Source organism: Pseudohalioglobus lutimaris (assembly GCF_002866825.1).
Taxonomy (GTDB): Bacteria; Pseudomonadota; Gammaproteobacteria; order Pseudomonadales; family Halieaceae; genus Halioglobus; species Halioglobus lutimaris.
Window position 1 is genome coordinate 1 of record NZ_PKUS01000054.1, and the last position, 12,551, is coordinate 12,551.

Genomic DNA, 12,551 nt, shown 5'->3' on the forward strand with positions numbered 1-12,551 from the left:
TTACCCCATTCGTGGTGTCCGCTTTGTTTGAATGCCTCATTTCCCGCTAATGTGCGATGAACCAAAAAAAAGGGGCGCCGGCATAAACCGGCGCCCCTGTCATCAGGCTATGTCAATCGAGCTCAGGTACCGTCGGCTTGCAGTGCCTCGGTCAGAGCTGCTTCGATTTCCTGTGCAGAGACGGTCATCTCGGACTCAGCATCGCGACCACGCTTGCGCTTGCGCTCCTCGTGGTAGGCCAGGCCAGTACCCGCAGGTATCAGGCGACCCACAACAACGTTCTCCTTCAAACCGCGAAGGTAATCGCGCTTGCCGGTTACCGCAGCCTCGGTGAGTACGCGTGTGGTCTCCTGGAATGAGGCAGCAGAGATAAAGCTCTCTGTCGCCAGCGAGGCCTTGGTAATACCCAAAAGCTCACGCTCTCCCGCTGCCGCTACGAGACCCTCTGCCAGCAACCGCTCGTTCTCTTCAAGAAGCGCAGTAAACTCTACCTGCTCCCCCTTGATCAGGGTCGAGTCACCGCTGGACGTAATAATCACCTTACGCAGCATCTGGCGAACAATCACCTCGATGTGCTTATCGTTGATCTTCACGCCCTGAAGGCGGTAAACCTCCTGGATTTCGTTGACGATGTACTTGGCCAGTTCCTCAATACCTTTCAGGCGCAGAATATCATGCGGGCTGGGCGGTCCTTCCGAAACCACTTCTCCCTTTTCAACGAACTCACCTTCGAACACGCTCATGTTGCGCCACTTGGGAATCAGCGCTTCATAATGATCGGAGCCATCGGCCAGGGGCTTGCCATCGGTCGGCGTGATCACCAGACGACGCTTGCCCTTGGTCTCCTTGCCGAACGACACGGCACCCGAGATCTCCGCCAGAATGGCGGGCTCTTTAGGCTTACGTGCCTCGAACAAGTCCGCGACACGTGGCAGACCACCGGTGATATCACGGGTTTTGGAGCCTTCCTGGGGAATTCGCGCTATCACCGCACCGGCGCCGATCTTGGCACCGTCTTCCATGCTCACCATCGCATCCGGAGGCAGGAAGTAATGCGCGGGCACATTGGTATTGGCCAGGCACATTTCCTCGCCGTTATCATCCACCAGGGTGATGCCAGGGCGAATGTCCTTGCCCGCTACCGGGCGCTCGCTCGCTTCCATTACGGAAATACTGGAGAGCCCCGTCAGTTCATCAGTCTGGCGCTTGATGGTGATACCTTCTTCCATACCACTGAACTTAACCGTACCTGCCACCTCGGTGATGATCGGGTGAGTATGGGGGTCCCAGTTAGCGACGATCGCGCCGGCGGTAATCTCTTCGTTATCCTTGACCTTGAGCACAGCACCGTAGGGCAGCTTGTAGCGCTCACGCTCACGGCCTCGCAGGTCCAGAACCGACAACTCACCGGATCGGCTGACCGCTACCAGGTTGCCGTCAGTATTTTCCACGGTCTTCAGGTTGTGCAGACGCACGGTACCGTCGTTCATCACCTGAATATTGTCCTGGGCCGTGGCCCTGGATGCCGCACCACCAATGTGGAAGGTACGCATGGTCAGCTGAGTACCCGGTTCACCGATTGACTGTGCCGCAACGACACCGATGGCCTCACCCATATTGACGCGATGTCCACGTGCCAGGTCGCGACCGTAGCAGCATGAACAGATACCGTGACGGGTCTCGCAGGTAATCGGCGAGCGCACCTCGATTTCATCGATGCTCATTTCCTCAAGGCGCTTGATCCACAATTCGTCCAGCATGGTGCCAGCGGTTATTGCGATCTCATCACCTGAGCCCGGCTTCATCACGTCCCGGGCAACAATACGGCCCAGAACACGATCACCCAGGGACTCAATGATGTCACCACCATCGATAACCGGCGTCATCAACAGGCCTGCATCAGTACCGCAGTCTTCCTCGGTAACCACCAGGTCCTGGGCAACGTCAACCAGTCGACGGGTCAGGTAACCAGAGTTCGCGGTCTTCAGGGCGGTATCCGCCAGACCCTTACGAGCTCCGTGGGTGGAGATGAAGTACTGCAGAACGTTCAGGCCTTCACGGAAGTTGGCCACGATCGGGGTTTCAATGATGGAACCGTCGGGCTTGGCCATCAGTCCACGCATACCCGCCAGCTGACGAATCTGCGCGGGGGAACCACGGGCTCCGGAATCAGCATAGATATACACTGAGTTGAAGGATGCCTGCTGTTCCTCCTCGCCATCGCGATTGATTACCGTCTCCTTGGACAGTCCCTCCATCATGGACTTGGATACCAGGTCGTTGGCACGGGACCAGATATCGATCACCTTGTTGTACTTCTCACCCTGGGTTACCAGGCCGGCCGCGTACTGGTCTTCGATCTCGCGTACTTCAGCCTCGGCATGCTCGATCAGCGCAGCCTTCTCGTCTGGAATCTCGAAGTCATTCACGCCAATGGATGACCCGGAACGCGTAGAGTACTCATAGCCGGTATACATCAGGCGGTCAGCAAAAATAACCGTCGCCTTCAGACCGACTGCGCGGTAGCACTGGTTGATGATCCGCGAGATAGCCTTCTTGGCCATGTCCTGGTTCACCATATCGAAACCGAGGCCCTCGGGAACAATTTCCCAGAGCAGGGCGCGGCCTACCGTGGTATCAGCAATAAAGGTGCGTTCTATCGGATCACCCTCATCCTGGACCACCACTTCCTTCACGCGAACTTTTACCCGCGCCTGCAGGTGCACATGGCCGGCAACATAGGCCCGATGCACTTCAGATACGTTGGCAAAACAGGTGCCCTCGCCTTTGGCGTTGATGCGTTCGCGGGTCATGTAATACAGACCCAGCACCACGTCCTGTGAAGGTACGATAATCGGCTCACCGTTAGCAGGTGACAGAATATTGTTGGTCGACATCATCAATGCACGTGCTTCCAACTGGGCTTCCAGGGTCAGCGGCACGTGTACCGCCATCTGGTCACCGTCGAAGTCGGCGTTGTACGCGGCGCAAACCAGCGGGTGCAGTTGGATCGCCTTACCTTCAATCAGAACAGGCTCAAACGCCTGGATACCGAGACGGTGCAGGGTCGGTGCACGGTTAAGCAGTACCGGGTGCTCGCGAATAACCTCAGCGAGGATATCCCAGACTTCCGGCGGCTCGCGTTCAACCATTTTCTTGGCGGCCTTGATCGTGGTCGCCAGACCACGCGCTTCCAGCTTGCCAAAAATAAACGGCTTGAACAGTTCCAGCGCCATCTTCTTGGGCAGGCCACACTGATGCAAACGCAGAGTGGGACCAACCACGATCACTGAACGACCGGAGTAGTCCACGCGCTTACCCAGCAGGTTCTGGCGGAAACGACCTTGCTTACCCTTGATCATATCGGCCAGGGATTTCAGCGGGCGTTTGTTGGAACCGGTGATAGCCCGACCGCGACGACCGTTATCCAGCAGGGCATCCACAGATTCCTGCAACATGCGCTTTTCGTTACGCACAATGATGTCCGGCGCATTCAGGTCAAGCAGACGCTTCAGGCGATTGTTACGGTTGATAACGCGGCGATAAAGATCGTTGAGGTCAGAAGTCGCGAAGCGACCTCCGTCCAGTGGCACCAGGGGGCGCAGATCCGGCGGCAAAACCGGCAGCGCGTTGAGTACCATCCACTCAGGCTTGTTGCCGGAGTTGGCGAAGGCTTCCATCAACTTGAGTCGCTTGGACAGCTTCTTGATCTTGGTCTCGGAGTTGGTGGCGGGGATTTCCTCGCGCAGCTGGGCGATTTCCTGCTCCAGGTCCAACTGCACCATCAGGTCCTGAACCGCTTCCGCGCCCATCTTGGCGGAGAACTCGTCACCGAATTCTTCCATCGATTCATAATACTGCTCATCGGACAGCAACTGGCCCTGCTCCAGGGTCGTCATCCCCGGATCAGTCACCACGTAGCTTTCGAAATACAGCACACGCTCGATATCTCGCAGGGTCATGTCCAGCAGCAAGCCGATGCGCGATGGCAGGGACTTCAGGAACCAGATGTGAGCCACAGGGCTCGCCAGTTCAATGTGTCCCATGCGCTCACGACGCACCTTGGCAAGGGCAACTTCCACACCACACTTTTCACAGATAACGCCGCGATGCTTGAGGCGCTTATATTTTCCGCACAGACACTCGTAGTCCTTCACCGGGCCAAAGATCTTGGCACAGAACAGGCCGTCCCGCTCCGGTTTGAAGGTACGATAGTTGATGGTCTCAGGCTTTTTCACTTCGCCAAAAGACCAGGAGCGGATCATCTCGGGTGACGCCAGGCCGATCCGGATGGCGTCGAACTCTTCTGTCTGGCCCTGGGCCTTCAGCAGATTAAGTAAGTCTTTCAAGGCTATTCCTCCACGTATTCGTTATTGGCCAGTTACTCGTTCTCGAGCTCGATGTCGATACCGAGCGAACGAATTTCCTTGACCAACACATTGAAGGACTCGGGCATGCCCGGCTCCATCCTATGGTCACCATCAACAATGTTCTTGTACATCTTGGTACGGCCCGCCACGTCATCCGACTTGACGGTCAGCATTTCCTGCAGGGTGTAGGCCGCGCCATATGCCTCCAGCGCCCACACTTCCATCTCTCCGAAGCGCTGGCCACCGAACTGCGCCTTACCCCCCAGCGGCTGCTGGGTTACCAGGCTGTAGGAGCCGGTTGAACGCGCATGCATCTTGTCATCCACCAGGTGGTTCAACTTCAGCATGTACATATAGCCAACCGTTACCGGACGATCAAAAGCGTCGCCGGTACGGCCATCGTACAAGGTGAACTGACCAGACTCAGGCATGTCAGCCAGTTTGAGCAGGTCCTTGATGGAGTCTTCTGCAGCACCGTCAAATACCGGTGTTGCCATCGGCACGCCACCACGAAGATTGCCGGCCAACTCCATCACTTCCTGATCAGAGAACGACTTGATATCTTCGATGCGCCCGGCGCCATTATTGTAAACAGCCTCCAGGAACTTACGCACTTCAGCGACTTTCTTCTGCTCCTCAATCATGGCATTGATTTTCTCGCCAAGACCTTTGGCAGCCATGCCCAGGTGAGTCTCGAGAATCTGACCAACGTTCATCCGCGAAGGAACACCCAGCGGGTTGAGGACGATGTCCACAGGCTCGCCGTTCTCGTCGTAGGGCATGTCTTCGACAGGCATGATCACGGAGATAACACCCTTGTTACCGTGACGACCAGCCATCTTGTCGCCTGGCTGGATACGACGCTTTATCGCCAGGTAAACCTTAACGATCTTGAGAACGCCAGGCGCCAGGTCGTCGCCAGACTGCAGCTTGCCTTTCTTGTCCTCGAAACGCTCTTCAAGTAGCTTGGTCTGCTCTTCCAGTTGACGCTGCGCAGATACCAGGGCCTCATTGAGCTCGGCATCAGCAAGCTTGAGCTTGAACCACTGCTCGCGCTCAAGCTCTGCCAGCACTTTGTCAGTAAGCTTGGTACCTTTGCTCAGACCAGCACCGGATGCAGTCTCGTTATTCCTGAGCAGGTTTTGCAAACGGGCGAATGTCGCTTCTTCAAAGATGCGATATTCTTCTTTCAGGTCTTTGCGATATTGGTCCAGTTGGTGCTTTTCGATCTGCAGCGCCCGCTGGTCTTTCTCCAGGCCATCGCGCGTAAAGACCTGCACGTCTATTACCGTGCCCTTGGTGCTCGAAGGCACGCGCAATGAGGTGTCCTTAACATCGGACGCCTTTTCACCGAAGATTGCACGTAACAGTTTTTCCTCTGGCGTGAGCTGGGTTTCACCCTTGGGCGTCACCTTGCCTACCAGTATATCGCCGGCGTCAACTTCAGCGCCGATATATACGATTCCAGACTCGTCGAGCTTGCCCAGTGCACTCTCACCCACGTTGGGTATATCTGCAGAGATCTCCTCTGAGCCGAGCTTGGTGTCACGAGCAATACAGGTCAGTTCCTGAATGTGAATAGTAGTGAAGCGATCTTCCTTCACCACGCGCTCGGAAACCAGGATGGAATCCTCAAAGTTGTAACCGTTCCAGGGCATAAACGCGATGCGCATGTTCTGGCCCAGGGCCAGCTCACCCATGTCCACGGAGGGACCGTCAGCGAGAATATCGCCACGTACCACCGCGTCGCCCCGCTTGACGATAGGGCGCTGGTTAATACAGGTATTCTGGTTTGAACGGGTGTACTTGGTCAGGTTGTAAATATCAACCGGGGCCTCGTCCTTGCCCACATCCTGGTCATTGACCCGGACCACGATGCGGCTGGCATCAACGGAGTCAATTACACCAGAACGCTTGGCCACCATACACACACCGGAATCGGCGGCAACATAACGCTCCATTCCCGTTCCGACCAGCGGCTTGTCACTGCACAGTGTCGGCACTGCCTGGCGCTGCATGTTCGAACCCATCAGGGCCCGGTTGGCGTCATCGTGCTCGAGGAACGGAATCAGGGCCGCGGCCACTGACACTACCTGCTTCGGTGAGACGTCCATGTAGTTAACGTCTTCAGGCGCTTTCACCGTGAACTCGTTCAGATAGCGAACGTTGATAAGGTCTTCCGTGAATCGCTTGTTCTTGTCCAGCGGCGCAGAGGCCTGGGCGATTACGCTCTCGGCTTCATTGATCGCAGACAAAAACTCGATCTCGTCCGTCACCACACCGTCAACGACCTTGCGATACGGGCTTTCGAGGAAGCCATAGGCGTTGGTACGGGCATAGGTGGCCAGTGAGTTTATCAGGCCAATGTTCGGCCCTTCAGGCGTCTCAATAGGACATACCCGGCCGTAATGCGTCGGGTGCACGTCGCGCACCTCGAAGCCGGCTCGTTCGCGGGTCAGACCGCCCGGTCCGAGCGCTGAAACGCGACGTTTGTGGGTCACCTCGGACAGCGGATTGTTCTGATCCATGAACTGCGACAGCTGGCTGGAACCGAAAAACTCCTTCACGGCTGCTGACACAGGCTTGGCGTTGATCAGGTCCTGGGGCATCAGGCCCTCGGACTCGGCCATGGACAGGCGTTCCTTAACGGCGCGCTCAACCCTGACCAGACCCACGCGGAACTGGTTCTCGGCCATCTCTCCGACGCTGCGAACCCGGCGGTTGCCAAGGTGATCGATGTCGTCAACGATGCCTTTACCGTTGCGGATGTCGATCAATGTCTTCAGTACGGCAACAATGTCTTCCTTCGCCAGCACACCTTCGCCGACCACTTCATCGCGACCCAGGCGGCGGTTGAACTTCATTCGGCCAACAGCAGACAGGTCGTAGCGATCCGCCGAGAAAAACAGGTTCTGGAACAGGTTTTCGGCGGATTCCTTGGTGGGGGGCTCGCCAGGACGCATCATGCGGTAGATTTCCACCAATGCTTCGAGCTCGTTGCGGGTAGTATCCTGACGCAGTGTGTCCGAAATAAAGGCACCACAGTCGAGCTCATTAGTGTAGAGCGTCTGAATTTCCTTCACCCCGGCTTCGTTGAGCTGGAGCAGAATCTCCTCGCTCAGCTCGGCGTTGCACTCGACCAGGACTTCCCCGGTTTTTTCGTCGACGATATTACGTGCCAGCGACCGGCCATAGAGATATTCCTGGGGAATCTCCAGTTCAGTGATTTTGGCCTTCTCCAGCTCGCGAATGTGTCGCGCGGTAATACGACGGCCCTGCTCAACAACAACCTTGTCACCCACCTTGATATCAAACGCAGCAACGTCTCCGCGCAGGCGCTCAGGGATCAGCGTCATGGTGAAGTTGCCATCGGCACTGGCGTGGAAAGTATTGAAGTCGAAGAACATCTCCAGAATTTCGTCGGCCTGGTAGCCCAGTGCGCGCAGGAGAATGGTCGCCGGTAGTTTGCGGCGACGGTCGATACGGACGTAAACCATGTCCTTGGGATCAAATTCAAAATCCAGCCAGGAACCACGGTAAGGAATCACCCGCGCGGAATACAGCAGCTTGCCGGATGAGTGGGTCTTGCCTTTGTCATGATCGAAGAACACGCCGGGAGACCGGTGCAACTGGGACACGATAACCCGCTCGGTACCATTAATCACGAAGGTACCGTTGTCAGTCATCAGGGGTATCTCCCCCATATAGACTTCCTGTTCCTTGATATCCTTGATGGTCTTGTTAGCGGAATCCTTATCGTAAATGATAAGGCGAACCTTGACCCGCAGTGCGCAAGAGTAGGTTACGCCACGCAGCTGACATTCGTTGACATCGAATACCGGGGTACCCAGGTTGTAGTCAACGTACTCGAGAGCCGCATTGCCGCTGTAGCTGACAATGGGAAACACGGATTTAAACGCGGCATGCAAGCCATAGGCGCCACGTTGGTCGAGGGGAATCCCCTGCTGGGTGAATTTGCGATATGAATCCAATTGAATCGCGAGTAGGTAAGGAACATCCATTACCTTCGGCAACGTGCCGAAATCCTTGCGAATACGTTTTTTCTCAGTGTACGAGTATGCCATCAGTACTCCCCAGCGTGGTTAATCCGGCCTCCTGGTGAGGCTCATCAGGCCGTAATTACGGCCTAGAAAACTTTGCTTACATGAAGCGGGAAAAGGCCGGTGGGCTTTCGCGCCACCAGCCTTGTCCTTGTTCGAGTAAACTCGAACGAGAGCTGAACTTACTTGAGTTCAGCAGCGCCGCCGGCTTCTTCCAGCTGCTTCTTGACGTCTTCGGCTTCTTCCTTGGAAGCACCTTCCTTGATGGGGGAAGGCGCGCCGTCGACCAGGCCTTTGGCTTCTTTCAAGCCCAGACCGGTTACTGCACGAACAACCTTGATGACGTTAACTTTCTTCTCACCGGCAGAAGTCAGGATTACGTCAAACTCAGTCTGCTCTTCTGCAGCTGCACCGGCGTCGCCGCCAGCAGCGGCAGGCGCGGCAGCAACAGCTGCAGCGGCGGTAACGCCGAATTTTTCTTCCATTGCTTCGATGAGCTCAACAACTTCCATTACGCTCATTTCAGCGATTGCATTCAAAATGTCTTCTTTAGACATGACTTTCGTCTCCTATCTAGCTGATAAAACTTGGTAAAACGATGGCCTAGGCCGCCGCTTCCTTCTGATCGCGTACTGCTGCGAGTGTGCGAACCAGTTTTCCAGGTACTTCGTTCATTGTCTGAACCAGCTTCGTAGCCGGCGCCTGCATAACACTCATCAACATCGAGAGTGCCTGATCACGCGTCGGCAACTTAGCCAGAACATCCAACTGCTCTGCACCCAGCATCTGGCCGCTGACCGCCAGTACTTTTACTTCAAAAGCTTCGTTACCTTTCGCGAAGTCCTTGAACAGACGAGCTGCAGCGCCCGGATCTTCCATTGAAAATCCGAACAGGGAGGGGCCAGCCAGAGTGTCATTGATACACTCGTAGTCGGTCCCTTCCAGTGCACGCTTGGCCAGGGTGTTGCGTACTACACGCAGTACCACCTGGTTTTCGCGCGCATCTTTGCGCAGCGCCGTCATACCATCCACGTCTACGCCACGTGCATCGGCGATAACGAGAGACAGTGCACTGGTGGCCGTCTCGTTAACTTCAGCTACGATCGCTTTCTTGTCTTCGAGTCCAATTGCCACTGGATATACTCCTGGGTTGCTAAGTTAAGCAGTTACAATTCCATGCAACTGCCGTTCGCGTGGTGAACGTATTCACCATCTGCGTAGGCTTTGGACAGGCCCCTGGGCTTGCCGCAATTAAGCCGTTATCGATAAACCGCATCGATGCGGGCACCTACGGTCTTTGATGGCCTCAAGTTCTCAGCTAGCGGGGCTTTCGCCCCAGCCTTGTCCTAAAGACCTCAAAGTGGATCGCTCAAGGCCTGTGGGCCTGTTGCGATCTACCACTTCCCATCCATGGAAAGCCATGAGAAGCCGCCCCTTTTGAGGGCAGCTCGACAATCACTGCTCCAACGACCCCTGGTCGATGGTCACGCCTGGCCCCATTGTGGTGCTCAGACTGATTTTCTTCATATAGACGCCCTTCGAGGCGGCAGGCTTACCCTTTCTCAGGTCAGCCAGCACGGCTTCGAGGTTGCCGCGGATAGCATCCAGATCGAAATCGATCTTGCCAATGCCGCCGTGGACAATACCGTTCTTGTCTGTACGGTAGCGAACCTGGCCAGCCTTGGCGTTGTTTACCGCTGTCTCAACATCAGGTGTTACCGTGCCAGTCTTGGGGTTGGGCATCAGCCCGCGAGGCCCCAGCAGTTGACCCAACTGGCCTACGACGCGCATGGCGTCGGGGGAGGCGATAACGACATCGAAGTCCATCATCCCACCCTTGATCTGCTCTGCGAGGTCTTCCATGCCCACCAGGTCAGCACCGGCGGCCTTGGCCTTCTCAGCAGCGTCACCCTGGGTAAATACGGCAACGCGAACGTCGGAGCCCGTTCCGTGGGGCAGAGTGGTCGCACCACGAACAGCCTGGTCAGATTTACGCGCATCGATACCCAGATTTACAGCAACTTCTACGGTCTCATTGAACTTGGCGGTAGCCAGTTCCTTGAGCATGCCAACCGCCTCTTCCAGCGGATAAGCTTTCTGGGGGTCGACTTTCTCTTTGAACGCCTTCTGGCGCTTGGTCAACTTGGCCATCTCAGTTCACCCCTTCTGTTTCGATACCAGCACTGCGGGCGGAACCCGCGATAGTACGCACAGCTGCGTCCATATCTGCAGCGGTCAGGTCAGGCCACTTTTGGGTGGCGACTTCTTCAAGCTGGGCGCGGCTAACCTTGCCTACCTTCTTGGTATTGGGGGTACCGGAACCCTTCTTGACCTTGGCTGCTTTACGCAACAGCACAGACGCCGGAGGCGTCTTCTTGATAAACGTGAAAGACCGGTCATTGTAGACAGTGATCACTACCGGAATCGGCAGACCGGGCTCAGTGCCCTGGGTCTCGGCGTTAAACGCCTTGCAGAATTCCATAATATTGACACCATGCTGGCCCAGGGCCGGGCCCACAGGGGGACTCGGGTTTGCCTGGCCCGCAGGCACCTGCAGCTTGATATAAGCTTCGACTTTCTTAGCCATTTTTTAACTCCCGGGTTCAAGCGCTGCTTCAGTTTTTACACCTACTGGAGCTCCCCATTCAGTTCATTTTATCGGGGACAGACCCCTTTTTTCATGCGTTAAGAAAAAAGGGGTCTGTCCCCGCAACGTTTGCGAGAGGGTCTGCCTCTCGACTGATCAGGCCTTCTCGACCTGACCAAATTCCAGCTCCACAGGCGTGGAACGTCCGAAAATCAGCACCGCCACATTGAGGCGGCTCTTGTCGTAATTGACTTCTTCAACCACTCCATTGAAGTCGTTGAAGGGGCCATCGATAACTCTCACCATCTCGCCGGGCTCGAACAGTGTCTTCGGGCGTGGTGCTTCGACACCAGCTTCAACACGCTGCAGAATTGCGTTCGCTTCTGCTTCTGTAATCGGCGCCGGCGCATCTGCCTTACCGCCGATAAAGCCCATTACCCTCGGCGTTTCCTTGACCAGGTGCCAGCTGGCATCGTCCAGCTCCATCTGCACCAGCACGTAACCCGGAAAGAACTTGCGTTCACTGCGCCGCTTCTGACCGCCGCGCATTTCCACGACCTCTTCGGTCGGCACCAGGATCTCGCCGAAGCGGTCCTGCATCTTGTGCAGCTCAATGCGCTCTTGCAGGGCAGCAGCGACTTTCTTCTCGTATCCCGAGTAGGCGTGAACCACGTACCATCGCATTGCCATCGGCTAACCCTTATTCCTGTGTCTTATCCAATTGCCAGGGAGACCAGCCAACCAAGAAGAGAGTCGAGTCCCCACAAGATCAGCGCCGCCACTAACACAAACACCACAACGATCATGGTGGTCTGCACGGTTTCCTGCCGGGTAGGCCAGACAACCTTGCGAATTTCAGTGCGCGAACCCTTTACCAGTGTCCAGAATGCAGCACCCTTGGCAGTCTGCAGGGCAACCAGGCCAGCAACAGCACCAAGCGCAACAATACCCAGCACCCGATAAAGCAGGGACTGGTCTGCGTAGTAACTGTTGCCAACGACCGCTACGCCAATCAGGACGAAGACAACCAGCCACTTCAGCCCGTCAAACCGACTCACGGTGGTTTCCACACTCATTTACAAAATCCTTACTTACGGGATCGGGCCCTGGCCGCGATCAACATGGGCAAGCCCAATCACCGGGACGCGGATCGCGCCTTTATGTTTCACATTCCAAGCGCAGCGCCTTACTCGGCACCACTTCCCTGCCATAAAATGGCAGGCCAGGAGGGAATCGAACCCCCAACCTGCGGTTTTGGAGACCGCTGCTCTGCCAATTGAGCTACTGGCCTATATCTTTTTCCAGGAGCGTGAATTACGCGAACGCACTCACCGGTGTAACAAACTCCTACGACGACGAAGCCGAACTGCCTTTTCAGGCGGTTCGGCTCGGTCTGAGAGGGACAGCAACCCAGGGCTGCCGTCCCGGGTCATCAATTACTCGATGATTTTGGCGACGACACCGGCACCCACTGTACGGCCACCCTCGCGAATCGCGAAGCGCAGGCCTTCTTCCATCGCAATCGGCGCGATC

9 protein-coding genes and 1 tRNA gene are annotated in these 12,551 nt (G+C 56.1%); all 10 read right to left on the reverse strand.

The window, feature by feature from the left end:
* Positions 1 to 122 precede the first annotated feature (122 nt).
* Positions 123 to 4,349, reverse strand: a complete 4,227-nt coding sequence (gene rpoC / locus C0039_RS20535; RefSeq protein ID WP_075999088.1) for a DNA-directed RNA polymerase subunit beta' — start codon at positions 4,347 to 4,349, stop codon at positions 123 to 125.
* A 32-nt stretch (positions 4,350 to 4,381) separates the two neighbouring features.
* Positions 4,382 to 8,455 carry a DNA-directed RNA polymerase subunit beta gene (gene rpoB / locus C0039_RS20540; RefSeq protein WP_075999089.1) on the reverse strand — a complete coding sequence of 1,358 codons (4,074 nt, stop codon included), beginning with the start codon at positions 8,453 to 8,455 and terminating at the stop codon, positions 4,382 to 4,384.
* A gap of 158 nt (positions 8,456 to 8,613) precedes the next feature.
* Positions 8,614 to 8,988 carry a 50S ribosomal protein L7/L12 gene (gene rplL, locus C0039_RS20545; protein ID WP_075999090.1) on the reverse strand — a complete coding sequence of 125 codons (375 nt, stop codon included), beginning with the start codon at positions 8,986 to 8,988 and terminating at the stop codon, positions 8,614 to 8,616.
* A 46-nt stretch (positions 8,989 to 9,034) separates the two neighbouring features.
* Entirely contained in the window at positions 9,035 to 9,565 is a 531-nt protein-coding gene (rplJ, locus tag C0039_RS20550; RefSeq protein WP_075999091.1) for a 50S ribosomal protein L10, read from the reverse strand.
* 321 nt (positions 9,566 to 9,886) lie between these two features.
* Complete coding sequence (rplA, locus tag C0039_RS20555) at positions 9,887 to 10,582, reverse strand: 50S ribosomal protein L1 (RefSeq protein ID WP_075999092.1); 696 nt, start codon at positions 10,580 to 10,582, stop codon at positions 9,887 to 9,889.
* 1 nt (position 10,583) lies between these two features.
* Complete coding sequence (rplK, locus tag C0039_RS20560; protein WP_075999093.1) at positions 10,584 to 11,018, reverse strand: 50S ribosomal protein L11; 435 nt, start codon at positions 11,016 to 11,018, stop codon at positions 10,584 to 10,586.
* A gap of 156 nt (positions 11,019 to 11,174) precedes the next feature.
* Positions 11,175 to 11,708, reverse strand: a complete 534-nt coding sequence (gene nusG / locus C0039_RS20565) for a transcription termination/antitermination protein NusG (RefSeq protein ID WP_075999094.1) — start codon at positions 11,706 to 11,708, stop codon at positions 11,175 to 11,177.
* A 23-nt stretch (positions 11,709 to 11,731) separates the two neighbouring features.
* Positions 11,732 to 12,094, reverse strand: a complete 363-nt coding sequence (secE, locus tag C0039_RS20570; RefSeq protein ID WP_075999095.1) for a preprotein translocase subunit SecE — start codon at positions 12,092 to 12,094, stop codon at positions 11,732 to 11,734.
* 139 nt (positions 12,095 to 12,233) lie between these two features.
* Positions 12,234 to 12,309, reverse strand: a tRNA-Trp gene (locus C0039_RS20575).
* A gap of 145 nt (positions 12,310 to 12,454) precedes the next feature.
* Positions 12,455 to 12,551 (reverse strand): EF-Tu C-terminal domain-related protein (locus tag C0039_RS21455; RefSeq protein WP_078453405.1); only part of this gene is annotated, 97 nt, incomplete at its 5' end.